The organism is Streptococcus orisratti DSM 15617 (genome assembly GCF_000380105.1).
Taxonomy (GTDB): Bacteria; Bacillota; Bacilli; order Lactobacillales; family Streptococcaceae; genus Streptococcus; species Streptococcus orisratti.
The window spans coordinates 13,270-38,389 of record NZ_KB904455.1 but is presented as its reverse complement, the minus strand read 5'-3'; the positions used below and the strand labels follow the sequence as shown (position 1 = coordinate 38,389).

26 protein-coding genes and 1 pseudogene are annotated in these 25,120 nt (G+C 38.9%); 8 read left to right on the top strand and 19 right to left on the bottom strand.

All coding sequences use genetic code 11. The features are described 5' to 3' along the window. Position 1: 1 nt before the first annotated feature. Positions 2-742, bottom strand: a complete 741-nt coding sequence (locus tag A3I7_RS0103010; protein ID WP_018375304.1) for a lysophospholipid acyltransferase family protein — start codon at positions 740-742, stop codon at positions 2-4. A 109-nt stretch (positions 743-851) separates the two neighbouring features. Here A3I7_RS0103010 and A3I7_RS0103005 point away from each other — a divergent pair, with 109 nt between their 5' ends. Genes A3I7_RS0103005 through A3I7_RS0102995 form a run of 3 tightly spaced genes read left to right on the top strand, consistent with a single transcriptional unit; the run spans position 852 to position 2,464 of the window. Continuing rightward, positions 852-1,376: an HXXEE domain-containing protein gene (locus A3I7_RS0103005; RefSeq protein WP_018375303.1), complete on the top strand. Its 525-nt coding sequence runs from the start codon at positions 852-854 to the stop codon at positions 1,374-1,376. Between the two features lie 34 nt (positions 1,377-1,410). After that, positions 1,411-2,172 carry a tRNA1(Val) (adenine(37)-N6)-methyltransferase gene (locus A3I7_RS0103000; RefSeq protein WP_018375302.1) on the top strand — a complete coding sequence of 254 codons (762 nt, stop codon included), beginning with the start codon at positions 1,411-1,413 and terminating at the stop codon, positions 2,170-2,172. Between the two features lies 1 nt (position 2,173). Continuing rightward, complete coding sequence (locus tag A3I7_RS0102995; protein ID WP_051071837.1) at positions 2,174-2,464, top strand: GIY-YIG nuclease family protein; 291 nt, start codon at positions 2,174-2,176, stop codon at positions 2,462-2,464. Positions 2,465-2,496: 32 nt separating this feature from the next. Here the strand turns inward: A3I7_RS0102995 and A3I7_RS0102990 are convergent, their stop codons facing one another. The 13 genes and pseudogenes from A3I7_RS0102990 to A3I7_RS0102940 all read right to left on the bottom strand — a co-directional run bounded on the left by A3I7_RS0102990 (position 2,497) and on the right by A3I7_RS0102940 (position 13,445). Continuing rightward, on the bottom strand, positions 2,497-3,327 hold the full coding sequence (locus tag A3I7_RS0102990) for an energy-coupling factor transporter transmembrane component T family protein (RefSeq protein WP_018375300.1): 831 nt from the start codon (positions 3,325-3,327) through the stop codon (positions 2,497-2,499). Then, on the bottom strand, positions 3,320-4,996 hold the full coding sequence (locus A3I7_RS0102985; RefSeq protein WP_018375299.1) for an ABC transporter ATP-binding protein: 1,677 nt from the start codon (positions 4,994-4,996) through the stop codon (positions 3,320-3,322). Before A3I7_RS0102985 ends, A3I7_RS0102990 begins: the two co-directional genes overlap by 8 nt. Before the next feature lie 158 nt (positions 4,997-5,154). Continuing rightward, on the bottom strand, positions 5,155-5,703 hold the full coding sequence (locus tag A3I7_RS0102980; RefSeq protein ID WP_018375298.1) for an ECF-type riboflavin transporter substrate-binding protein: 549 nt from the start codon (positions 5,701-5,703) through the stop codon (positions 5,155-5,157). A gap of 181 nt (positions 5,704-5,884) precedes the next feature. Further along, on the bottom strand, positions 5,885-6,727 hold the full coding sequence (locus tag A3I7_RS0102975; RefSeq protein WP_018375297.1) for an SAM hydrolase/SAM-dependent halogenase family protein: 843 nt from the start codon (positions 6,725-6,727) through the stop codon (positions 5,885-5,887). Between the two features lie 157 nt (positions 6,728-6,884). Continuing rightward, positions 6,885-8,099 (bottom strand): serine/threonine transporter SstT, encoded by a 1,215-nt coding sequence (sstT, locus tag A3I7_RS0102970; RefSeq protein ID WP_026217104.1) that lies wholly within the window; start codon positions 8,097-8,099, stop codon positions 6,885-6,887. 100 nt (positions 8,100-8,199) lie between these two features. After that, positions 8,200-8,349, bottom strand: a complete 150-nt coding sequence (locus A3I7_RS14460; protein ID WP_245538834.1) for a hypothetical protein — start codon at positions 8,347-8,349, stop codon at positions 8,200-8,202. Positions 8,350-8,418: 69 nt separating this feature from the next. Beyond that, positions 8,419-8,463: pseudogene (locus A3I7_RS14455) on the bottom strand (hypothetical protein); the annotation flags it as partial. Continuing rightward, positions 8,460-10,022, bottom strand: a complete 1,563-nt coding sequence (locus tag A3I7_RS13065) for a recombinase family protein (protein WP_245538833.1) — start codon at positions 10,020-10,022, stop codon at positions 8,460-8,462. The pseudogene A3I7_RS14455 and the gene A3I7_RS13065, both read right to left, overlap by 4 nt. Before the next feature lie 257 nt (positions 10,023-10,279). Then, positions 10,280-10,816 (bottom strand): flavodoxin domain-containing protein, encoded by a 537-nt coding sequence (locus A3I7_RS0102960; protein ID WP_018375295.1) that lies wholly within the window; start codon positions 10,814-10,816, stop codon positions 10,280-10,282. Positions 10,817-10,850: 34 nt separating this feature from the next. Further along, positions 10,851-11,324 (bottom strand): MarR family winged helix-turn-helix transcriptional regulator, encoded by a 474-nt coding sequence (locus A3I7_RS0102955; protein WP_018375294.1) that lies wholly within the window; start codon positions 11,322-11,324, stop codon positions 10,851-10,853. Positions 11,325-11,486: 162 nt separating this feature from the next. Then, positions 11,487-11,774, bottom strand: coding sequence for a RhuM family protein (rhuM, locus tag A3I7_RS0102950; protein WP_083907198.1), 288 nt, complete (start codon positions 11,772-11,774; stop codon positions 11,487-11,489). After that, positions 11,714-11,911, bottom strand: coding sequence for a DUF6061 family protein (locus A3I7_RS14450; protein ID WP_483854943.1), 198 nt, complete (start codon positions 11,909-11,911; stop codon positions 11,714-11,716). Before A3I7_RS14450 ends, rhuM begins: the two co-directional genes overlap by 61 nt. Before the next feature lie 178 nt (positions 11,912-12,089). Next, positions 12,090-13,445: an MFS transporter gene (locus A3I7_RS0102940; RefSeq protein WP_018375291.1), complete on the bottom strand. Its 1,356-nt coding sequence runs from the start codon at positions 13,443-13,445 to the stop codon at positions 12,090-12,092. A gap of 303 nt (positions 13,446-13,748) precedes the next feature. On the opposite strand from A3I7_RS0102940, the gene brnQ reads away from it, so the two are divergent. Beyond that, positions 13,749-15,119, top strand: coding sequence for a branched-chain amino acid transport system II carrier protein (gene brnQ / locus A3I7_RS0102935; RefSeq protein ID WP_018375290.1), 1,371 nt, complete (start codon positions 13,749-13,751; stop codon positions 15,117-15,119). Positions 15,120-15,142: 23 nt separating this feature from the next. Here brnQ and A3I7_RS0102930 read toward each other — a convergent pair whose 3' ends face one another. Next, entirely contained in the window at positions 15,143-16,033 is an 891-nt protein-coding gene (locus tag A3I7_RS0102930) for an alpha/beta hydrolase (protein WP_018375289.1), read from the bottom strand. A gap of 264 nt (positions 16,034-16,297) precedes the next feature. Here A3I7_RS0102930 and A3I7_RS0102925 point away from each other — a divergent pair, with 264 nt between their 5' ends. Genes A3I7_RS0102925 through A3I7_RS0102915 form a run of 3 tightly spaced genes read left to right on the top strand, consistent with a single transcriptional unit; the run spans position 16,298 to position 19,286 of the window. Further along, on the top strand, positions 16,298-17,476 hold the full coding sequence (locus A3I7_RS0102925; RefSeq protein WP_018375288.1) for an MFS transporter: 1,179 nt from the start codon (positions 16,298-16,300) through the stop codon (positions 17,474-17,476). A gap of 52 nt (positions 17,477-17,528) precedes the next feature. Further along, positions 17,529-18,389 (top strand): AraC family transcriptional regulator, encoded by an 861-nt coding sequence (locus A3I7_RS0102920; protein ID WP_018375287.1) that lies wholly within the window; start codon positions 17,529-17,531, stop codon positions 18,387-18,389. Positions 18,390-18,398: 9 nt separating this feature from the next. Continuing rightward, positions 18,399-19,286, top strand: coding sequence for an ROK family protein (locus A3I7_RS0102915; RefSeq protein WP_018375286.1), 888 nt, complete (start codon positions 18,399-18,401; stop codon positions 19,284-19,286). A gap of 952 nt (positions 19,287-20,238) precedes the next feature. On the opposite strand, the gene A3I7_RS0102910 is transcribed toward A3I7_RS0102915, so the two are convergent. After that, a complete protein-coding gene (locus tag A3I7_RS0102910) occupies positions 20,239-20,868 on the bottom strand; it encodes an NAD(P)-dependent oxidoreductase (protein ID WP_018375285.1) in 630 nt (209 codons plus the stop codon). A 437-nt stretch (positions 20,869-21,305) separates the two neighbouring features. Between A3I7_RS0102910 and A3I7_RS0102905 the strand changes: the two genes are divergently transcribed. Further along, a complete protein-coding gene (locus A3I7_RS0102905; RefSeq protein ID WP_018375284.1) occupies positions 21,306-21,749 on the top strand; it encodes an Rrf2 family transcriptional regulator in 444 nt (147 codons plus the stop codon). A gap of 237 nt (positions 21,750-21,986) precedes the next feature. On the opposite strand, the gene A3I7_RS0102900 is transcribed toward A3I7_RS0102905, so the two are convergent. From A3I7_RS0102900 to A3I7_RS0102890, 3 genes are read right to left on the bottom strand one after another with little or no spacing between them, the layout of a single operon-like run. Then, on the bottom strand, positions 21,987-22,679 hold the full coding sequence (locus A3I7_RS0102900) for a methionine ABC transporter permease (protein ID WP_018375283.1): 693 nt from the start codon (positions 22,677-22,679) through the stop codon (positions 21,987-21,989). Further along, positions 22,680-23,744, bottom strand: a complete 1,065-nt coding sequence (locus A3I7_RS0102895; protein ID WP_018375282.1) for a methionine ABC transporter ATP-binding protein — start codon at positions 23,742-23,744, stop codon at positions 22,680-22,682. Beyond that, positions 23,737-25,104: a M20/M25/M40 family metallo-hydrolase gene (locus A3I7_RS0102890; RefSeq protein WP_018375281.1), complete on the bottom strand. Its 1,368-nt coding sequence runs from the start codon at positions 25,102-25,104 to the stop codon at positions 23,737-23,739. Before A3I7_RS0102890 ends, A3I7_RS0102895 begins: the two co-directional genes overlap by 8 nt. Between the last annotated feature and the right edge of the window lie 16 nt (positions 25,105-25,120).

Sequence of the window (25,120 nt, the reverse complement as noted above, 5' to 3'; positions counted from 1 at the left end):
TTTAGTTACGGTGTTTATCTGGATCCCAAACAAAGCTTGCTAGATAGCTAAAGAGCAATGTAAAAAGCACTACGATAATTGCGACAATAGCTAAAGGCAAACGGTAAATGTATGTCAGAGGATTCGTACGTTTATCAACATAGTAGCTGTCATTTTCAGCATCTAGTCTGTCAAATTCAGCCTGAATACGACGAGCAACTTCCGCAATTCCTTCATCATTCATTCGTCTAATATCCGACACATCAATAGGATTCCCAAAATTCATGTCAATACGCTCACCTGAAATTAGACCACTGAATTTCATAGGTCCTTTATAGGCTGCAGGCATAATTCTTACTTTAGCCATCTTGGCAATAACAGCTACACCTCCTTTTACATCAGTCGAGTGGCGACTACCACTAGGAAACATAACCAAGGAACGATTACTCTTTTTTAGCATATTGACAGGGTATTTGATGGCCTGTTGACCAGGATTGTCACGATCAATTGGAAAGGCTCCACACATTTTTATCCACCAGCCAAAGATACGATTTTTAAACAATTCTTTCTTCGCCATGAAGATGAATTGCTTAGGGCGTGCCGCAAAGGCCATGTAAACGGGATCCCAGAAGGTACGGTGGGGTGCCACCAAAATATAGTTTTCGTCCTTGCTTAAAATCTTGTCTTCATTGTGGTAGTGAGCATTACCATTGAAAACCCAAAGCAGAAAAACAACCAAGCCACGCAGGTAAGTATAAAACACTAGCTTACTCCTTTTTTAATCTTTCTTTTCATTGTATCACGATTAGGTTATTTACGAAAGAAGAAACTCATTTTTAAACGTGCTATAATGAACAAAGGAGGTCTGGTATATGGTAACTTACATCTGGCTTTTCCCTTTACTCTTTATCTTTCATGATATGGAAGAAATTGTCGGCTTCATGCCTTGGATGAACAAACACAAACAGCTGCTCCAAGAGAAGGCTCCGCTTTTTCTCAAACTTCACGATGGCCTTTCAACGGAAGGCTTTGCTTTAGCCGTTTTTGAAGAGCTGATAATCGTCTTAATTTTTTCGCTGGTTGCTCTTATCGGTCATCATCGAATTCTCTACCTCATCTGGTTAGGTGGCTTCGTTGCCTATACCCTTCATCTGCTAGTCCACATATTACAATCGCTCTTTTTCAGGCAGTATATTCCCTCTCTGGCGACTTCTCTTATCTGCCTTCCTATTAGCTGTTGGATTATTGGAAAAGTTAGTCTGCTTTTACAGTTTAATTGGGCAGATCTGCTTGTTTTTTCCGTCATTGGCTGTCTCATCGTTGGAATCAATCTGATTTTAGCACTTACACTTGGCAAGCAATTTTCAAAATGGCTGGAAAAAAAGCAACTCCTCTAACGCAACTGATACATTTTCTGTTATAATAAAATCTATGACAAATCCACTTTTAAAAGAGGGAGAGCGTATTGACCAGCTCTTCTCAACTGATGTAAAGATTATCCAAAATAAGGATGTCTTCAGCTACTCTATTGACAGTGTTCTGCTTTCTCGTTTTCCAAAAATTCCAAGCCGCGGGCTCATTGTTGATCTGTGCTCTGGGAACGGTGCCGTAGGTCTCTTTACCAGCACTGCTACTTCGGCGACAATTACCCTTGTAGAATTGCAAGAGCGTCTGGCGGATATGGCAGAACGGTCTATTCAGCTTAACAACCTGCAAGACCAGGTGCGGATGGTTAATGATGATTTGAAAAATCTACTTGACCACGTCCCTCGCTCACAGGTTGAACTCATCCTCTGCAACCCGCCCTATTTCAAGGCTACAGAAACTTCCAAGAAGAATCTGTCGGAGCATTATTTGCTAGCACGGCACGAAATCACGACCAATCTGAATGACATTTGCGAGGTCGCTCGTCATGCCCTTAAATCCAACGGCCGCTTAGCCATGGTTCACCGCCCTGACCGTTTTCTAGATATCATTGATACCCTGCGCCACTACAACCTCGCTCCAAAGCGCATCCAATTTGTCTATCCCAAGTCAGGACGTGAAGCAAACCTGCTCCTTATCGAGGCTATCAAGGATGGCTCAACTGATGGACTCAAAATCCTACCACCTCTTTATGTCCACAAGGATAATGGTGACTATACCGATGAAGTTTTTGAGATTTATTTTGGCAAAAACGGCAAAGCAAACTAATATGACAGCAACAAGCAAGAAATCAGAGACAAGTCTTAAGAAAGCTTATATGTATGTGCTCAAGTGCGCAGATGGCAGCCTCTACACTGGCTATACAACCGATCTTGACCGCCGCCTCAAAACCCACAACGCAGGCAAAGGTGCCAAGTATACCAGAGCTAGACTCCCCGTCAAGCTCCTATACTCGGAATGCTTCGCCAGCAAAGAAGAAGCTATGAGCGCCGAAAGTTACTTCAAGCAAAAAAATAGAAAACAAAAACTAGAATATATTAAAAAACACACCGCAAAATAATCTGTGGTGTGCTTTTTGTAATAGGCTACGTATTACCGCCAAGGATTGTAGAATCTACCTTGGTTAACATAGAAAAGAGTTAAACTCGTTAAAAGGATGATAAGGGCAAGAGAGACTGTCGCAACGTCCTGTTTAGTAAAGTTTTTTTGGGTGTACCAAGTCCGCTTTTTATTTTTCCCGAAACGGCGCAACTCCATAGCTGTTGAGATGGTGTCAATACGACCAAGCGAGCTAAAAATTAAGGGAATGACAATTTGAAGATTCCCCTTGATGCGCTCAAGTAGCTTGGCCTTCTTGGATAATTCCAATCCACGCGCTTCTTGTGACATGCGAATCATATAAAATTCCTCTTGCACATCTGGGATATAGCGAAGCGTCAAACTGACCGCATAAGCCACCTTGTAAGGTACTCCGATTTGATTAAGACTGGAGGCAAACTGGCTCGGGTGAGTTGTCATCAGAAAGAGCACCGCCAATGGCACTGTACAAAAATATTTGAGAGTCAGATTGAAAAGATAAAAAATTTCTTGACTGGTTAGGTAAAAAGGTCCCCAGCCCTGCAAAAGTACTGTCTTTGCGCCATAAATATTCTCACCATAGCTTGGTGCAAAGAGATAAACCATGAGAACATTCAAAAGTGCAAAAACGGTAATGAACTTGATTACAAAAGAAATCTGACTCCAACAAATTCCAGCCATTTTCAGCAAAAGAGTCGCAAACAAGGCCACAAGCAAAATTAATCGTGTATCATAAGTCGTCATGCAGGCAATTGACACTAAAACGAAGAAAAGCAACTTACTGGCACCCGACAAATGGTAAATGAAGCCAGAATTTTCCTGATAACCGATAAGTTGATTAGCCATGGGCTCCTCCTTCTTTTTGGATATAGAATTGAGTCAGGGCAAGAGGATCCGCCTTAATTTTTTCAGCTAAATCAAAGAGACTAGTTCGCTTCAAGTGCGCTTGCTTCAAAATTTCAGGCTGTGCGAAGAGCTCAACAGGAGAACAATCTGCTAAAATCTGGCCATCACTGACCACCACACTACGATCTGAATACTCTAGCATGAGTTGCATGTCATGCGTAATCATGACAATAGTATGGCCCGCTGCATGCAAAGTGTCCAAAAAACGCATGATTTCGGTATAATTCCTCTTATCTTGACCTGCTGTTGGTTCATCCAGCAAAATAAGTTCAGGGTTAAGTACCAAGATAGAAGCAATGGTCACACGCTTCTTCTGACCAAAGGATAGAGCCGAGATAGGCCACTTCCGAAACTCGTAAAGCCCACATGTTTTCAACGTATTAAGCACTCGTTCTTCTACCTCAGCTTCAGAAAACCCTCGCAAACGCAAGCCCAAAGCCACCTCATCAAAAATCATACTCTGACTAATCATCTGATTAGGATTTTGCAGAACATAGCCAATCCTCTCCGCCCGTTCCTTAACCGAATCTGCTGTAATTGACTTCCCTTGATAGAGCATCTCACCAGTTGGCTCAATAAAGTGGCACAAAGCCTTAGCTAATGTGGATTTTCCAGCACCATTACGACCAACAATAGCCAAACGTTCCCCTTTGCCGATGGTCAGATTGATGCCCTTCAAAATTTGGCGCTCAGCATTATAGGCAAAATTGAGATTTTTGACCTCCAAGAGTTTTTCTTTGGGTAATGGCTGAGCTGATCTACTCGTTTTGTCAAAAGTCAGACCATCTAAGTCTAACTGATCAAGTTTAGACAAATGCTCTGCCATTTCTACAGGAAAACCCAAATCACGTAAAGTCGTAACATAGAGTGGCTCTCGAATCCCATTATCTGCTAGAAGCTGAGTTTTTAACAACTCATCAGGTGTCCCATCAAAGAGAATGCGACCATCGTTGACCAACACGACCTTGTCCACCTGACGGTAGAGAACATCCTCCAGACGATGCTCAATGATGATAGTTGTCGTCTCTTGCTCGTGGTGGATACGGTCAATCAAATCAATAGTGTCTTGACCCGATTTTGGGTCAAGATTCGCCAATGGTTCATCAAAAAGTAAGATGGGACTCTCGTCAATCAACACTCCTGTCAAACTAACGCGCTGCTTTTGCCCTCCAGATAAATCTTGCGGACGATGATTAAGAAAATTCAGCAAATCTAATCGCTGTGCCCAGTCGTGAACTTTCTGTACCATCTCACTTTGAGTAATACCGTCATTTTCAAGAGCAAAGGCCAGATCCTCTGCTACCGTTAAGCCGATGAATTGACCGTCTGGATCTTGCAGAACGGTAGAAACCAAGTGTGATTTCTCATAAATAGATAAGTTAAAAGCATCCTTTCCATCAATGGTGAAGGTCCCCGATTTCTCTCCGTGGTAGGTATTGGGAATAATTCCATTCAGACAGTGACCAAGAGTAGATTTTCCTGAACCCGATGGTCCAACAATCAGCACCTTCTGCCCCTTTTCGATGATCAGATTGATATTCTTCAAAGTTGGCGCCGCTTGTGCGTCATATTTGAAGGTAAATTGTTTAAACTGAATAAATGGCGCCATAATCTCTCCCCATAATATTAAGTTGTCCTAGCAAGTGTGCGTAGAGAGTAAAACCTTCCCCAACGCTCACCATAAGCGGACCAAAATGTTTAACTTTCTGCATTAAAGCAAAGCAGACAAGCCGATATCAGCTTGTCATAAATGTTATAACTATTAAACTAGTCCTTAGTTAAACTACCTGACTTCACACGAGACTTAGCGTAAGCGGCCAACAAGAGGCTACCACCGATGGCAATAGTCACACTATTAACAGCCGCCGACAAAAGCCCTTGAGCAAAAACCTTGCTTGAGGCTTCGTGGTAAATCAAGATATCACCGTAAGGCGCAATAACAGCCCACCCGACAACATTGGCAACAATTTGCACAAAGTTAAACCAAAGGTAGTCACCGACTGTCAAATGACCCTTTTCAATATTGATTTTCTTAGACAAAAGACCAATGGCAAGACCAAGCAAGCCACTCACCAAAATCCATGTCCACCAAGGATTGCCATATTGGAAAGCATCTTTCAGAGTATGCCCTATAAAACCAGAAAAGAAACCTACAGTTGGTCCGTAGATAATAGCAAAAAGGGCGAGAACCGCATACTGAAGCTGAATGCTGGTATTCGGCACGAAAGTAGGAATATTAATCAGCATACCAATGATTACAAATAACGCTGCTCCAATTCCTGTTGCGACAACTTTTTTGATTGAATTGTTTTTCATGATAACTCCTTTATGATTATTAGAACTTGTATTCACAAGTGAAGTGCTTTTATATAAGAGATAATTTTTCACTAATCAAGGCAGTTTTTAAGAGAATACTGACTGTATCTTGAAAAAAACTAACGATGAGTAGTTCAAAAACTAGCCTTAGATGGAAGTGTTGAACTGTGAATACAGTTTCTTAAATCGTCTTAATCTCAATGCGCCAATTTGATCCAACACCGACATTGTAAGCCTTAGCAAATGACCCTTGATTGATGGCAAGACCAACACGGTAAAGCGAATTGATATAGATAATAGGCTGACCAATACGCACATCCGCAAAAGACTTGCCGTAGGTCACCTGATTTTGATACACCAGCATATCATTGTTGTAAATAGTCACCTCAAAACGGCCACCGTAGTCTGGATCTAGGCTATAAAATTCTTCACGTGTAATGGAGGTCCAGAGAGAACCAAAACGCACATCTAAGATATCAATTGCACCACAAACTGACTCATCTGTAAAGCTCGTCTCCACTACTGGAAGTTCCAAAATAGCATCAATTGGTAATTCTGGTCCAACTTCCTCAAAACTAATATGCCCACTTGCTAATTTAGCACCCGTAAAGGCATAAACATCACGTCCATGAAAAGTATATGAATACTCCGTATTTTTGCGGCGGTTTTTTACCTCTGAAATCTCCCTAATAGCCTTAATCCCTACATGTTTCTTGATATAAGAAAGTGTCCCATTATCAGGCGTCACAATATATTGATCCAATTCTGTTAAAGCAACCACACTTTTACGCTTAGAGCCCACACCTGGATCCACGACAGAGACAAATGTAGTCCCCGCTGGCCAATATTCTACCGTCTGAAAGAGACGATATGAAGCCTCAAAAATGTTATAAGGAGTGATTTCATGTGTTAGATTATGTATTTTAAGCGTTGGATCTTCCTGCAAAGCCACACCAATCATGGCTGCAACTGCTCCATCAACCAAACCAAAATCTGACTGCAACACTAATAATTTATTACTCATACTTATAGCTAACCTCCTTTTAACAATGTCTTATTTTATCATAAACGACACCGTTTTGGAAGATTCTTATTTCTTGAACCAACCATAGTTTTAAACTATTAGTATTATCTATTTTTTTACAAAAAAGGCTGCGCTACTGCCCAACCTCGCTTACTTATTAACGTTTTTTCTTACCCCAAACAGATTTCTCAGCTACCGCAGTAAAGAGAACATCCGTTGAAGAATTGAGAGCTGTTTCACAGGAATCTTGGATTACTCCAACAATAAAACCTACGCCCACTACCTGCATTGCAAGATCGTTAGAAATACCAAAGAGGCTACATGCCACAGGAATCAGCAAGAGAGAACCTCCTGCTACGCCAGATGCACCACAAGCGGACACTGCAGCTACAACACTCAGCAAAAGAGCTGTTAAAAAATCAATAGAAATCCCTAAAGTATTAACCGCAGCCAAAGTCAAAACATTGATAGTAATAGCTGCACCAGCCATATTGATAGTAGCTCCCAAAGGGATAGAAACTGAGTAAGTGTCCTTGTTAAGTCCTAAATCTTCACAAAGTTTCATATTCACAGGAATATTAGCTGCTGAACTTCGTGTAAAGAAAGCCGTAAGTCCAGACTCCCGCAGACAACGAAAAACAAGAGGGTAGGGATTTTCACGCATCATAATAAAGGCAATTAATGGATTAACCACAAGGGCAACCGTCAACATTGTCCCTACCAAAACAGCAATCAAAAGACCATAGTCCGCTAAAATTCCTACGCCATTTTCGGAAATAGTAGTAAAAACTAGCCCTAGTATCCCAATTGGCGCCAAATTGATAATCCACGTGACTACCTTTGACGTTACTTCAGAGAGTGTCTGTAACAATTCTTTGGTTGCTGGACTAACATTCCGCATAGCCAAACCAAAAACTACTGCCCAAGTCAAAACACCAATATAGTTGGCTGTTGCGATAGCATTGATAGGATTATCAACCAATTTCAATAATAAAGTCTGAAAAACTTCAGCAATGCCTTGCGGTGCAGCTAAATCCGTTTCAGCGGACTTGGTTAGAGTCAAGGTCAATGGAAAAATATAATTGACTAAAACTGCCACAAAAGCTGCTGAAAAGGTACCTACAAGATAAAGACCAATAACCGTTGACATATTCGATTTTTGTCCTTCTTCATGCTGAGATAATGCATTCGCAACTAAGACAAATACCAAAAGTGGTGCAATCGCTTTAAGACCGCCAACAAACATCTGGCCCAATAGACCAATAAGACTAAGCTTGGGTAGGAGCAACCCTAGAAATAATCCAATAACAACACCGATAGCAATCCGCTTAATCAATGGCGTCCGATTCCATATTTTAAAAAAACGTGTCATAATTTCCTCATCATTCATTTTGATACTCAATCATGATAATACAATTATGACTATCCGTCAAACTCATGTTTCATTATCTAAGGGTTATTTCGGGGACAGTCTAGCCGACTGCCTCAGATAGCTCTTTTTCTTTTGCCTCTTGTTCCGCCTGTTCACGCTCTTTTCTGCGCCTCCAATAGGTACGCCCCCAAGCACGTTTACGGCGTTTGCGTTCGTTCTCTTTCATCTGTTCGGGTGTAAGCTCCGGCATTGGGACATCCAGTTTACCCACATACTTGAGATAAATATCAATCTGCTGGATTCTGTCACCGGTAGATTTGTCCGCTTCGTGTACTACAATTTTATCAACAAATTCATTAATCATAGGAGTAGTAAGCTCTGTGAAATCTGTGTATCGGTGTACAGTTCAATAAACTTATCTACATTATCAGCATTCTCCTGATAGTCATTCAAAGCCTTTTCTAAAGCATCTACTGATAATTCCAATTCACTTTGTTCTGTTTCGTAGTCAGCCAAAAGCATTTCAAACCGCTTGTCACTTAGCTTCCCATTTACATTGTCCTCATAGATTTTTTTGATGAGGGTATTTAGTTCTTTGATACGTTTCTGCTCTCTGGAAAGACGTTTTTTCAGTGCTTTGGCTTCGCTTTCCTGTTGAAGCTCCGTAGCACTGCGAACCTTTTCGATAAACTCGGATTCATGCTCCATCACATAAGTGCTGGTAGCTTTGATGACTTCCAAAAGCAAATCCCTGATAACATCCGTACGGACATGATGCTGTGTGCATCTGTTTTCAAACTTGCTCTTTGCCTTACTGTAAGTGGAGCAGGTGTAATTGTCCTGTGCATTGGTGTACTTTCCGGTTGGATTACCATCCTTATCCTTCTTTTCATAACCGCCGGTGCGGTGGTTGAACATCTTAGCACCGCAGTCAGCACAGTATACCAGTCCGGTCAGAGGATTGATGTCCCCTTTCTTGGTGGGACGGTGCTTGGTTTCACGGATTTTCTGAACAATAAGCCATATTTCTTCGTCCACAATTGCTTCCTGCGTGTTTTCAAAAATAATCCAGTCCTCCGGTGAATTGTGCACAGAATTCTTATCCTTATAGGATAGTTTCTTGGTGCGGAAATTCACGGTATGCCCCATATATTCAGGTTTTCTTACAAGGTCTGAAATCGTAGTGGCAGTCCAAGTGTATGGTCTGTTCATGTCACAGCTTCCCCGACAGGTTCCAAGTCCCTGCTTTGCAAGATAATAGGAAGGTCTTTCAACCTTTTCATCCTTCAGTATCCTTGCTACCTGCATCGGTCCGTTTCCTTCTATGATAAGCTGATAAATTCGTCTTACAACAGCGGCAGCTTCTTCATCAATAATCCAACGATCTGGGTCATCAGGATCTTTCTTGTACCCGTAGATTGCATTACTTGTCAGATGCTTTCCGTCCATCCCCTTATTATGAAGTACGGATTTGATCTTCCGGCTGGTATCTCTTACATACCACTCGTTCATAATATTAAGGAATGGGGCAAATTCGTTACTGCCATCGTTCAGGGCACTGTCCACATCGTTGGAAATAGCGATAAATCGCACATTTTTCTTTCGAAACAGCACTTCCGTATAAAAGCCTACTTCAAGGTAATTACGCCCGATACGGCTCATATCCTTTACAATAACGCATCCTACAGTGCCATCTTCAATATCCGCAAGCATACGCTTCCAGTCCGGTCTGTCAAAATTGGTTCCCGACCAGCCATCATCTGTATAATGACGCAGATTGGTAAATCCCTGTTCAGTTGCATATTTCTCCAGCATTTTCTTCTGGTTTATGATACTGTTGCTGTCACCGCTTTGCTCATCATCACGGGATAATCTCTCGTAGAGTGCAGTGATTTTGCTTAGTTCCGGTTGTTTGGTTTTCATAAGATTCTCCTTTCAAAACAAACAACCAGCTTATCTGTGGTTTTATTCTACCACGAATAAGCTGGTTTGTGTAAAAATAATTATTGTCTCACTTATAGGAGAAATCCGAAAGGAAATCGGAACTATTTTTATAAATGTTATAAAATTTTAATTTTTCCCATAATTCGGGAGAATTAGAAAAAAGTTTGGTATTACAAATATGAACTACTCAAAAATTTCGAGTAGTTCATATTACTGGAATTTTCAATTTTATCACATCAATCACAAATGTGCTTTGCCCAGTCCACAATTGGTTCAATATATTTCTTGTCACTGATATCGTATGACTTAGAAATCATTTCTGCTTGAATCTTCTCTGCTTCAGTCTTATCTTTTTTTGCCTTTAATACACTTATAAACATTTTCATCATTAATTTAGAAGTACCCGACATTCTCTCATAATTAAATCCACCCGGACAATAAAATATCTTTACCTTTTGATGTTCTTCTTCAGTAAACCAATTCTTCATCGCCACTTCTATTTCAGGATTTTCTATAGGACTTCCGCCTACGCAGTATACTGCCAATTTTTTGTCGTTCCACTTTTTTAGATTGTTCTTGAACCACTTGATTTTACTAATTCCACCTGCACATGCCCAGCCGCCAAATATTATCGCATCATACTGCTCAAAGTTCAGTTTGCCAGCTTCATTAAGCTCAACACATTCACATTCTAGGGCTTCACTAATCCATTGTGCGTATTTCTTTGTAAATCCAGTCTGTGAATTATAAATTACAATAATGTCTTTTCTCATCTCAATATTCTCCATTTCTTTCATTTGTCTTAAATTAAGCTAAATCCTTCAAATTATCTTCAATTTGTATAATCGTCTGTATTGTTACTTGTAGCTGCTCCTCTGAAACACCTGCAAACATTTTTTTCAAAATACTCATAGTCATTTCATCGTTTTTTTCACAGAAATCTCTACAATAGTCAGTAAGTTCAATGCGCTGTTTTCGCTTGTCATTTTTATCTACGATAATAGTAACAAAACCTTTCTTTTCCAATTTTAATAAAATCTGTTTTACATTCTGATGTGAGCTACCCATAATCTCAGCAAGTTCTTTAACCGTTGGTTTTCCTTTACACAGATTAATACATATAATTGCAAAAAACTGTTTCCAACTTACTTCTTTCATCGTGCTATCTGCAACAGCCTGAAATCTGTTATCAAAAGCACTTAATAATCCCAGTAAAAAATAAGATGAATCAATCCCTGTAAAATCTACTTTGTCACTACGAATCACATCTTTAATATTCATATCATCCTCCAATAGGTAATATATTACTTTATATATGGTAATATATTACCTATTATCTGTCAATAGAAAAAGGCGGATATTGTTCCGTCTTTTTCACAATTGCTATTTCCTAAATTCGCTTTTTCTGTATTGCTGAATTTTGACAGTTTTATTTAACTTTGTTTATTTCTCAGCTTTTTCCAATCCTTTTACTATCTTATCAAAATCAGATTCTATCGGCTGCGTCTTGTTAAAAATATCATATTCCTGATATGCTTTCTCTACTGCCTGCTTATGGGAAATATGTCCATTATCTTTCAATATATCATATCTGCGGAACGCAAGGAACTCGTTCACACTTTTTGAAAATTCCTCCATTGTAAAGACATTTTCATGTTCAATCAAATCCTCTATGTAATCAAAATATCCTGTAACAGCACGTTCCAGTTGGCGGATTTGCTTTTCATCCAATCTTGCATCTCACCCGTCAAAGCCAGCCTGGCATACTCCATAGGGTTGTCAATGGCAAGAGCATTTAATGCACACTGTGAATTAGGTGTGGTCTTCAATCCATCCTCTGCCTTATTGCAGTCGATTCGTAAAAGCATATTATCAAAAGTGGTTATATCAATGCTATTGCAGCGTTGGTTATATGTAGCATATATAAATTTCATAGCTTTTTTATCCTTTCCGTTTTATTACAGATAAGCTGGTTGTGTTGGTAAATTATTATGTGTCCTAGAATTATCCTTTAGAAAGGGAAATTCAACTTAGCTTACTGTTTTTTTATGATTTATTTAATTGCTTAAATAGATTGAAGAAGAAAATATAAATAGTGAGCACTAGGAAGAGTTGCAACGAAAAGACACGTTGAACGCCTTGAGTTAAATCAGAGCTAGTATTAGCCAATACCGAAGCAATCGCAGTTCCAAGCGCACCTGCAAACTGTTGCATCATTTGAAAAATAGCAGTTGCGTCAGCCTTTTTATCTTGAGGCAGTTTAGAGACCGAAACAGCCAAAGTATTGTTAAAAGCCATGTTTCGTCCAAAGGTAAAAATGATATAACTGAGAGCTAAACTAAAAACTGTCAATGACTGTGTCAGACTAGCCATGATAGCTAAAGCCGAGGCAAAAAGGGTATTACCAATGTAAAGAGAAGGTTTAGGTCCCTTTAAATCATAAAATTTCCCAAAAAGGGGAGCAAGCAGAGCCCCTAATAGTGTCCCTGGCAAGAGTGCAAATCCCGCTAAAGTAGAACTTGCTCCCTTAGCTTCAATCAAAAAGTTTGGAATGATAAAATTAGAACCCAGATTTGAAAATTGATAGATGAAAAAGGGAATCAACCCCAACCAAACAGTTGGTACTTTTAAGATTCGAATATCTAGAAAAGGTGCTTTGGTTTTTAAACTACGAACAATAAAACCAAGCAAACTAACAATGAAAATGACCAGATATGGCCAATTAACCTTCCCATTTTCTAAGCTTGTAATGGCAAGAAGAGAGGTGGTCAGTGCAACTGCTAGAAAGCTAAAGGCAAAAATATCAAAGGGACGTTTCACTGTTTTTGGACTATTTTCCATATATCTCTGATTAAGTATAAAACAGATGACTGGAACAGGCAAAATGAAAATAAAAATCCACTGCCAAGGAAGATGAGCAATCATAAAGCCTCCATAAGTAGGACCAAATGCAGGGGCTAAACTCATGATAAGACCCCCAATTCCCATGTAAGTCCCAATCTTACTTAGTGGAACACGCTCTAAAATTAGGTTGAACATCAACGTCATTCCAATCCCTGTCCCTAACCCCTGCAAGACACGCCCAGCAATCATAATAGGAAAGAGATTAGTGATAAAGGCTAGGATAGTACCTGTAGTAAAGAGAAATAGAGCGATGTTTAAGATACTCTTTTCCTTAACATTTTGTTGTAACGTGGCACTAACGGTCATGGAAATGGCAACCGCTAAAAGATAAACAGTCGTAATCCACTGTAAACTAGATAAGGGAAGTCCAAAAACCTTCTGAAGAGTAGGAAAGGTTACATTCATACTAGTTTCAGATAAAATACCAGCGAAGCCTAATAGAGCAGTTGCGACAATGGATAAAGTTGTGTTCTTTGAAACAGTTTCTTTTGTTGACATTAAATCCTCCATAAAATGTAAAAAAGGTAGCTCGGAGTTGGCTACCACCTTCTAATTATAAACTATAACACTACTAGAATAACACGATTAGCAGGAAAGTTCAAGTTGAGTTCAAGCAAAAAACATGCTGTACACGTACAAGAAGAAGCCATTTTCAATTTCTCCAATCAGTAATTTGTTCATAAGCATCTTTTATTGACCTTTCTTTAGCCCTCAGTTATAATGTAATTGTCATACTATTGTATTCAATTATATTCAATATTATACAATTATCTCTCATCTCACCTAAGAAAGGATTATATTATGACACAAAAAAATGTTTATGTCATCATTGGTTTTATGCTCTTTGCGCTATTTTTTGGAGCGGGAAATCTCATCTATCCCGCATTTTTAGGTATTTACTCTGGAAGTCATCTCTTTTGGGCAATTCTTGGTTTTTGCTTAACTGGTGTCACACTTCCCTTATTAGGTGTAGTGGCTGTTGCCTATTCAGGAGCCACAGATGTTGAAATAGTTAATCGCCCCATCTCAAAGTGGTATGCACTGCTCTTTTCTGTCGCCCTCTACCTTTCTATCGGCCCATTCTTTGCCATTCCAAGAACAGGAGCCACTTCCTACTCCATCGGGACCGAACCAATATTTGGCAATAGTCCAGCTGTAAAAGTTATCTATGCCATCATTTTCTTTGGCCTGTCTTATCTACTTGCTATCAAGCCCAATAAAATCGCTGATGCCATCGGACGCTTCTTGACACCTGCTCTTCTTCTGGTGATTACCATTCTAGTGATAGCATCTTTTATCCATCCTGCTGGACATATTGGGCAGCCCCACAATGCCGCCTCTGATATTAGTAATGCTTTTAAAGATTATCCCTTTGTGGCAGGTCTCATTCAAGGCTATGGAACAATGGATGCCCTGGCATCACTGGCTTTTGCTATTCTCGTTATCAATGCCGCCAAAGAATTTGGTGCCACTAGCAAAGCCCAAATTGCTACCATTACCCTAAAATCAGGACTCGTTGCCATCAACCTCCTAGCGCTAATCTATATTTTTGTAGGACGAATTGGTGCAACATCCCAGAGCTTATTTGACTTTTCAAAGGGTAACTTTACTTTCCAAAATTCCGCTATTGACGGTGGTCATGTACTAAGCCAAGCTGCCTTTTTCTATTTGGGAAATATCGGTCGTGCAGTACTAGCGTTAGCCATTTTTCTAGCCTGTCTGACAACAGCCACTGGCTTAATCACCGCCTGTGCAGAATATTTCCATAAATTGTTTCCAAGACTTTCTCACGTGACTTGGGCAGGAATCTTCACACTGATTGCCACGACTTTTTACTTTGGTGGTTTATCCGAATTAATCAAGTGGTCACTTCCCGTCCTCTACCTTCTTTACCCGTTAACCGTTGTTATTATTGCTCTGGTACTTGGGCAAAAATATTTCAATGGAAATCCCAAAGTTTTCCAAATCACCATTGGTTTGACAGCTATTGCAGCATGCTATGATGCTCTATCTACCCTTTCTAAGATGACTGGTCTCTTTAGGTTACCAACTGCAGTTGTTTCCTTTTTTACCGAAATCGTACCTCTGGGACAATTTAACCTTGGATGGATTAGCTTCGCACTTCTAGGTTTTCTCTTGAGCTTTATCATTCATAAAGTTAAAAAAGGCTAGTTTCTGGCTAGCCTCAACCGATATTATACAAAATAGCGTTTGAAAAAATCTAATATTTCTAAATTACAGGCAGTTGCAATAGGATCTTTAACATTGTAATTAAAAACATGTCCTTTTGGATCTTCAGGTGTCCCAAAACTTCTAAATTCATGCTCAATGTGCTTAGCACGTAGGAAACCATCTAGTCGAACAGTGCAGTCACGGATAAAGTCTTGATTAGCAGTGGTAAGAAATAGCGGTGGCATAGCTGAAGTGATGTAATTTTCGGTCAGCAGCATATCTATTTTGTTTTCTAAAACAGCATCGGTAAAGTAAGCTTGTGGAGCCCCTTCTATCGTTCCAGGAATGTTGAGGAAAGAGGCGCCGCAATTGATAGCGGCTGCTCGGACTGAGAAGTTAGGTTTTTCATAGCCGAATTTTTGACGGAAGTCATCATTAGTTAAAATAGTCAAATATTGTACTGCCATCTGCCCACCAGCACTATCTCCAATGATGAAAACATTATTTAAGTCTAAATCATAATCATCACTGTGCTTGCCTACCCAGTGCATGGCACGGTTAACATCGTCTAGTTCACCAGGAAATTCAACTTCAGGAGCCAATTGATAGTTGAAATTGACAAATGCAAAGCCTTCTTTTGCTAAACTAAGCCCAAAAAACTGGTAAGTTTCTTTAGTCCCATAAACCCATCCACCACCATGTATATTGATAATAGTTGGGACCTTTCCCGTACGTTTTTTAGGTAGATAAATATCTAAGAGATTCCACTTTTCTTTAGAACCATAAGCAATATCATCAAATCGTTCTACTTCGGGAATATCATGCGGTAGTCCTGCATCACGTTTATCATCCCCTTCTTTAAAAAGGGCATTCAGTGTTTTAGCCGCCTCTAAAATATCTTTCTTAATCACCATTTTGTGAGACCTCATTTCTAAATATATTTTGTAGATACTACGATTTTAGGTCAAAAGTAACTAAAAATCTAGTGTCATCTTATCTAAAAAAGGGCGTCTAGTGACCTATTTATGAAATATAAAGAGGTCACTCAGCGCCTTTTTCTGGGAACTCCTGTTATTTTGTAAAATCTGTCAAGCCGTTATAATTAGAGCTAAGAAAAGATTGATAGCGGTTACTTTGCCGTCTATTAAGCTATTACATATACTCAGGAGGATTTCGTCATGAAACCAGTTAAAGATAAATTATCTTTCAAAATTTCTCTACTCTCTATCTCTCTCTTTTTGATGATTGCGCCACAAATTTCGGCTGCTCTCCCACTAATGTATCATGCCTTCCCTGGCGTAAGTCAAAGTGGCGTTGAAACCTTATCAACGATTCCCAATTTTGGAATTATGGTTGGCTTGTTTATTAGTCCATTTTTAATTCGTATTCTTGGACAAAAGTCAACTATTTTGACAGGTTTAGTCATTACCCTATTAGCAGGGACTTTCCCAATATATGCTACCAGTTTTACACCCATTCTAATATCACGTTTTCTACTAGGTGCTGGGATTGGACTTTTCAATTCATTGGCGGTCAGCTTGATTCCTCATTTTTACATCGATAATGAAGAAGAACGTGCCTCCATGCTTGGTTTTCAAAATGTTATGAGTAGTATCGGTGCTGCAGTGTCTTCTTTTTTAGTAAGTTATTTGGTTACAATGAGCTGGCATGCTGCCTTTGCGATTTATTTTCTTGTTATCCCTGCTCTTATTCTATTTACTCTGTTTGTCCCATTAAAAAAAGAAACTACTCAGTCTGGTAGTCAAAATGGAGTTAAGCAAAAACAATCAATCAATGGCAAAGTCGTACTTATTGCTGTTTTGATGTTCTTTATTTTCATGCTATACTTACCAATGAGTTATAAGTTACCAACCATGATTGTGGAAAATAGCATTGGTACTACTTCGACGGCTGCTATGGTAGCAGGATTTTCAACATTAGTGGGTATCCCTATTGGAGCTAGCTTCGGTTTCTTCTTTAAGAAATTACATGATATGATTTTTCCACTTGGTTTTCTTTTAGTTACCTTAGGTTTCTTGTTAACGGCCTATTCACAAAATTTAGCCATCCTACTTTTATCCATGGTTATTACTGGCGTTGGCTTTGGATTTGCGGTACCATATATGTACAACTGGCTTGGATGGGCAGCACCACAAAACTCTGTTAATTTAGCAACAACAATCATTCTTGTCATGGTAAATATTGGTTGCTTTATCTCTCCAACAGTCATGGGAAGTCTCTCAAGTTTTCTTGGTTCTGAGGCTAAAAATACCTTACTCATTTCAGCTATTGGTTTTGCAATCATAACAGCATATGCAATCGTGCATTATATTAAAGTGCATAAACTTCATAAATAATCTTACATAGGAATCATTAGAAAACAAGTCTTTTCCTAAAAGGAGGTCTTTCTTGGAAGTATGTCAACATGAGGTGGTTAATCCTAATCAAGGTTTGCTATCCTTCTTGTACGTCCATAATGGGCAGGAAACAACTTACATTGAGCCACACTGGCATAGAGCAGTTGAGCTAAGTTATACATCTAGGGGATCAATTGACCATTTCTATATCGCTGGTGAAAATTTTCAAACAACCTCAGGTCAGATTTTAGTAGTCAATACACAGGATGTCCACAGTATTCGTGTTTTGAATTATAAAAAAGAACCTGAGTTAGCATTGACGATTATCTACCCCTATCCTTTTCTGGTTGGTCAATGCAATACTATTAACCATTGTCAATTTGACATCAATCATCCAGAAACTTTTTCAGAAGAACAAAAGCAGGCTTACAAACATCTCCAAGATATCTTAGAAGGTATTATTCTAGATTTTCAGACGGATAACCCACAGAAAAATCTGAAATTAAATTTAGGAATTCTACAAGTTTTAGACATTTTGGTAACTTCATTTTTAGTGGATAATAAGGATAACCTTCACAAAAATAATCGATTACAAATTGCTGAGCGTATTAAAGAGATAGATAGCTTTTTACAACAAAACTATCAAGAAGATATAGGCCTTGAAGAATTGGCAGATTACTGTCACCTATCGCGCTCCTACATGGCACGATTCTTTAAATCACATCTAGGAGTGACCTTGGGACAATATCTGGGAACTATTCGGGCTCAAAAAGCACGTGATAGCTTGATTGAAACAAAAGACCGCTTTACGGATATTGCTTTGGAACATGGATTTAGTGGCCTACGTTCAATGAATCGTGCTTTGGAAACAAATTTTGGAAAGACTGCTCGCCAATTAAGAGAGGAGCAATGAGAAAATAAAATGACAAATTATTTAAGTTTTGATATTGGTGGTACTCACATCAAGTATGCCTTGATGAGTGCTTCAGGAAAAATTTTGGAGAAAAATCATGTCATGTCCCCTTCTAACTTAGACGACTTTTGGTCATCCATTGATGAGATCATTTTGAATTATCGTAATCAGATCCAAGGAGTAGCTTTTAGCTCACCCGGTCGTGTAGATGTTGATAAAGGTATTATTTATTTGGGTGGCGCACTAACTTACTTAGATGATGTCCATGTTAAAGAACGCATTAAACAACGGTACAATCTGACCACCGCTGTAGTTAATGATGGTAAAGCAGCGGCCTTAGCCGAGGTATGGCAAGGAAGTCTAAAGGGGGTGTCAGACGGTGCTACGATTGTCTTGGGGACTGGTGTTGGTGGCGGTCTGATTTTAGATGGGAAATTACGTAGCGGTCTGCATTTTCAAGCAGGAGAACTGAGTTTTATGCTTTTAAACCCTACCAACCAAGGGTTTGATAAGATGAGTGGTTCTTTAGGTTCAGCGGTGAATATGGTTAAAAAGATCAATCAAACACTTGGAAATTCAAATGATAAAGATGGTCTATCAGCTTTTAAAGCTATTCAAGATAAAGAGCCCGAAGCTCTGGCTATCTTTGAAAATTATTGCCAAACAATCGCGACCATTATTTTAAACCTACATGCAACTTTGGATTTGGAAATTTTTGCTATTGGTGGAGGAATTAGTGTTCAGCCTAGTTTAATAAGGGAAATTAATCGTCAATACGACCTTATTTTAGCAAAGGATCCTGTGACCAGTACTGTTTTAACACGTCCCAAAATTGTCAAAACCAGTTTTGGGAATGATGCAAACTTGCTTGGTGCCCTGTATCAACTATTGAACTAACAACATCGCAAAAGAAGCTGGGCAAAAACTAAAATTTTACCCTTTCGATTAAAATTTGGACAATCAAAAATAGCTTAGAATCAACATTGCTGATGACGCAGTTCTAAGCTATTTTCTTATTTTTAAGACTTTTATACGAAAACTAAAAAGAATGCAAAAATTCCCTCCTTCTAAAAATTAGAGAGCTTATCTACCGAATTTTAGTCGTATTTTTATACTCATGCCTATCGCATATTTTGGGGTGCTCATCAGTAGAGTGGAGCAGTTTTTCCCTCGATGAATAACATCATTAACTCGTCAACCACAAACAAAGCCCTCACTAAGATTACACCTAGTGAGAGCTTTGTTTCGTTTTCATTATTCTGTGGGTGAGGGCGGAGCCATCATGGATGTCTTGCCTAGCCTCTTTTGAACGTTTTTTCAAAATACAGTTAGTATTCCCTTAAAAAAAACTACCTTGATTAGCGAAAAACTACCTCTTATATAAAAGCACTTCACTTGTGAATACAAGTTCTTATACTCAATGAAAATCAAAAGTAGCCTAGGAAACGAAGCCGACGATAGAACTTGAGTTCATCAAGGCAAGTTGACAACGGATAATTTTGATTTTCGAAGAGTATTAACTTGATTTCACCTTTTATTGGTAGTCTTTGAATTAGTTTTCAGCAGATATGGCAACTGATTTACCATTAACTCAGCTAGCAAGAGTTAATCTTTTTTTGCCTTACTAGCAAACGTCTATCCAACCAAGTTATTCTACAAAATTTACTAGAAAAATTGTAAAGAACAGGTCTTGTAAACGGTGAGGCTAGCATTGGTGAAATTTTTCTGGTGAGACCCCCTAAAAGCTAATTTTTTAAGATATTTTTCAAACGGTTGAAGAATTATCAAAAATCATTTTCAAACCACATGATAACACTAAAACTATATACCTCAGCTATTATTTTTATGATTATTTTCCTATCAAGCTAATACGTTCTTGGATATGTCTGCCATTTTCAATCTCATCTACAAAACCGATGGCATAATCTGCATAGCTAATGGTACTTTGTCCGTTATCATTAACGGTAAATTCTTCACCAGCTAAAATATAATGACCACTGCGTTGACCATCTGCTTGAAAATCAGCTGCTGGACTGACAAAGGTCCACTTAACATCCTTACGTTCACGGATTTCAGCAAGAGTTTGACGCTGAGCATTAGCTAAGGGTTTAAAGATTTCAGGAAATTCTGGAGTATCTACAAGCTGAACTGTGTGTTCAGGATTAATATAGAGACTTCCAGCACCTCCAACAATCATCAAGCGTTTTTCTGTTCCTGACAATAAATCAGCTAGGTGTTTTTGAGAAACACTGTGAAGATGAAGCTGATCTTCAGACCATGCCCCGAAGGCATCCACAACGACATCAAAGTCTGATAAATCCTCTTTCGTTAAGTCGAACAAATCTTTTTCAATAACTTTATTTGCTTTTGACTTATTTTTACTACGGACAATAGCTGTCACGTCTAAACCTCTTTTTAAAGCTTCTTCAACGATAGCTTGACCGGCTTTGCCATTTGCTGCTACGACTGCAATTTTCATGGTAATTTCTCCTATAATTATATTCTTGTTGTAACATGTTTTGTTACAACCAACAATAAAAAGTATACCATTCCCTCGTTGTAATGTCAATAGTTACACCCTAGAGTTGTAATTTTTTTGTTGACAACTAAAATATGCTATAATAGTATAGTCTTTTAGGTTACTTTTGTTATGAGACGACGATCTACAAAACGTACTGAATCACAGCTAAGTGAGTTCCAATTGTCTAATGATTATTTTTCTGAAAGTGGGAAATTATACTCTTCGAAAATCAAAATTATCCGTTGTCAACTTGCCTTGATGAACTCAAGTTCTATCGTCGGCTTCGTTTCCTAGGCTACTTTTGATTTTCATTGAGTATTAGAAAAGCACATTTTCTCGGTCGTCGAAGTAATAGAAAACAAACCTAATGCTATATTATTGACCGAGGAAGAATAATGCCCTATTCAACACGTTTAGCTACTTCTGTACACATTCTACTAGCCATTTATCATTTTGAAAATAAGGAAAAAGTAACTTCTACCTTTTTAGCTAATAGCATTCAAACAAATCCAGTCATAGTACGAAATTTACTAGGAAAATTACAAAGAGCAGGTCTTGTAAAAGTTGATGCTGGCATTGGTGGTGCTCATCTGCTGAAAGACCCAGAAAATTTGACTTTTTGGGATATTTTTCAAGCTGTCGAAGAATCATCAAAAATCATTTTCAAACCGCATGAGGATACCAATCCTGACTGTGAAGTCGGACGCGTCGTTCATTCCATTCTTGATCCTCAACTGGAATATATTCACAATCAGTTAGTGGAATCCTTAAAAACAGTTACTTTATCTTCTCTCATTAAGGATATGGAGGATAAAATAGCACAAGAAGCGGATGATTAGCCCTAAGAGAGTAAAGATACGTTCACAGTTGCTCACACCATAAACAAGTATGTGAAAAGACAAAAGCTTTAGAGTCAATTTTTATTCCTTTGTCGTCAAAATAAAGACTCATAGAAATGTTAAAATAATAACGTTTCTATGAGTCTTACAATCCCACATGGGCTTATCCAAATTATTATATTTTTAGGAATTTGTTTACATTCTGAACCACCATTTTAAACTGGTGGTTTTGATTTTCTATTTGTGACTAAGTTTCTTAGTTAGGAAATCCCCTAAAAATTGAATGATAAAAATCAAAATCAAAATGAGCACAGTTGCTAAAAGAGTAACATCTGTATGTGAACGTTGATAGCCGTAGTTGATAGCAATTGTTCCCAGACCACCACTTCCAATAGCACCTGCCATAGCTGTTTCACCAACCAAGGAAATCAAGGTTACCGTTGACACACGGATAAGGTCAGGTAGACCCTCACTGAGATAGACCTTGATAAGATCCAAAAGTGTTGCACCAGAAGCCTGTGCAGCCTCAATTACACCACGATCCAATTCCGAGAGAACCACCTGAACCTGACGGGCAAAAAATGGAAAAGTTGCAGCAGACAAAGGAACAAGTGCAGCTGTCATCCCCAAATTAGTACCGACTAAGAAATAAGTAGCTGGCTTCAAAATAGCCAAAAGGATAATAAAAGGTATCGCACGAAAAATTGAGGTAATTTTATCCAAAATCTGAAAAACTGGCTTATTTTCAATCACACCATCTGGTCCAGTCAAAACCAGAAAGAGCCCCATCAGCAAGCCCAAAAAACCACCGATAATAAAAGCAATAATAGTCATGTAAAGGGTAGCATAGATGGCATCTGGCCAAGAATTTGTCCCTTCCATCCCAATCTTATAAATATTCGGAAAATTTGTTTCAATCCATCCAGCCATTTAGGCACCTCTTTTCAATACTGTCAATTCAATACCAGAAGATGTGATAGCATCTTGCGCAGCTGCAAGTGCACCTGTTCCTCCCGATAAAACAACCACCATCTCACCTACAGGGGTATTATCCAAAATTTCGATATTACCATATAAAATATTAGCTGTCACTTCAAAACGCTTGTAAATATCATTTAAAATTGGCTCATCTGTGGAATGACCAGCGTATTTGAGTTGTACCAATAAACTATTAGATGGCAACTGTTTAACAATGTCTTGTTTTTCAATCTTAATCAGAGCTTCATCAATACCAGTAGCTGTTTTGATGAATTCCTGTGTCAGAGGCTCTTGAGGTTTTGAAAAAATCTGCAAAACCGACCCCTCTTCAATCAGTTGACCACTTTGCATAACTGCAACCCGATGGCAAATATCCTTTACAATCTGCATTTCATGAGTAATCATGACAATAGTTAAGCCCAATTTTCGGTTCAAGTCCTGCAAAAGAGTTAAAATCTGTTTTGTCGTCTTAGGATCAAGTGCGGAAGTTGACTCATCCGAAATTAAAATTTCAGGATCATTAGCAAGTGCACGCGCTATGGCTACACGTTGTTTTTGTCCACCAGACAGCTGTGCTGGATAGTTGTCTGCACGATCAGCCAAATCAACCAGCTCCAATAATTCCTCTACTTTTTTAGCTCGCTCTTCTTTACTCAAATCAGAATGACGCAGAGCAAAGGCCACATTTTGTCGAGCAGTTTTTTGAGCCATCAAATTGAAATGCTGGAAAATCATTCCAATTTTTTGCCGTTTATGCCGCAATCTTGCCCCTGCAAGTTGGACTTTTCCATCAGCAAAAGTCACATCGTCACCAATGGTAACTTTCCCAGAAGTTGGTACCTGCAAAAGATTGATGACACGCACCAAGGTTGATTTACCTGCTCCAGAATATCCGACAATACCATAGATATCACCTTCTTTAATTTCAATGGAGACATCCTTGACGGCTTCAATCACTCGTTTCTTCTGATGAAACGTGATATCAATATGCTCTAAATGAATCATCGTTTTACTCATAACTCTTAATTAACTCCTCAATCATTTCAATATGCGTATAATAATCGGCTAGTTTGACATTCTCATCACCGCCATGATCGCGGCTATTTGGATTCCCAATCCCAAAAGCTGCAATTGGCACTTCTAAAGCCTCAAAAACCTGATGCATCGGCCCTGTCCCCGCTGTTGTTGGTAATACTGACACACCCTCTGGGGAAAATTGCTGTGCAATATCTATTACACGGCGAATGGCTGGTGCGGTCATATCACTACGATAAGCCTTCTCTCCTAGCGTATAAATTAATTTTACACGGTCATAACCATGCTTAACCAAGTGACGCTTAATTTTTTCAAGTACATCCTGCGGATCCATACCAGGAACCAAGCGCACTTCCATTTTAGCAGAAGCATGGGCTGGCAAGATAGTCTTAACCCCTTGACCTTGATATCCAGTCTCTAGTCCCTCAATTGTCAAGGCCGGCTCAAAGAAAAGTCGCTGTACTAATTCTTCCTGATTGTTCACTAAACTTGGCAAGCTCAACTGATACAAATTAACTAGAGAATCCCAATCCAAATTAGCATTCTCCCTCGCTAAAGCTAATTCTTGCTCGGTAGGCTGCTGAACGTGGTCATAAATGCCTTCTACTGCAATACGACCAGTCTGATCACGAAGACTGGCAATAGCATTGAGTAGATACCAAGAGCTACTATCAATGATTGCTCCAAACTTAGAATGGATATCCACATCTGCTGATTCAACAAGCATATCAAAGGTCACAATCCCCTTAGTTCCCCCCGAAATTTCAATTTGCCCCTTAGCATTTCGAATGCCTTGTTCCCAAATCAGAAGATCTGCGCCACGCAACTCTGTGGCATATTTTCCAAGGTATTTCTCAAAGTCAACTGATGCTGACTCTTCGGCACCTTCTACAATAAAAGTAATATTAACAGGCAAATCTCTAGCAGATTTGAGGTATTTAGCAATAGCAGTTAGGCGAGCAATGATATGTCCTTTATCGTCATCAACACCACGACCATACATATAACCATCTCTTATGTCCAATTTAAAGGGCTCCGCTGTCCAAGGCTGGTCAGCGTCAGCTGGTTGAACATCGTAGTGATTGTAAAAAATTAAACTCTTAGCTTTGGGATTGGAACTTTTAAATCTTGCAATAACAAAAGGTGCTACATAACTATCATCAACAGTTACATCAGCGCCAGCGTTTTCAAAAATCTTTCCAAGATAAGAAGACGTTTCAACTAATCCAACCTGCTGAGCAAAGATTGATTTTTTAGAAACTAATTCTCTCAAAATCTCAAAATAATACTGAGTTAACTCATCTTCGTTAAATTTTTTTAACTGACCTTGATCTGTTATCATCTTGTACCCCCATAAA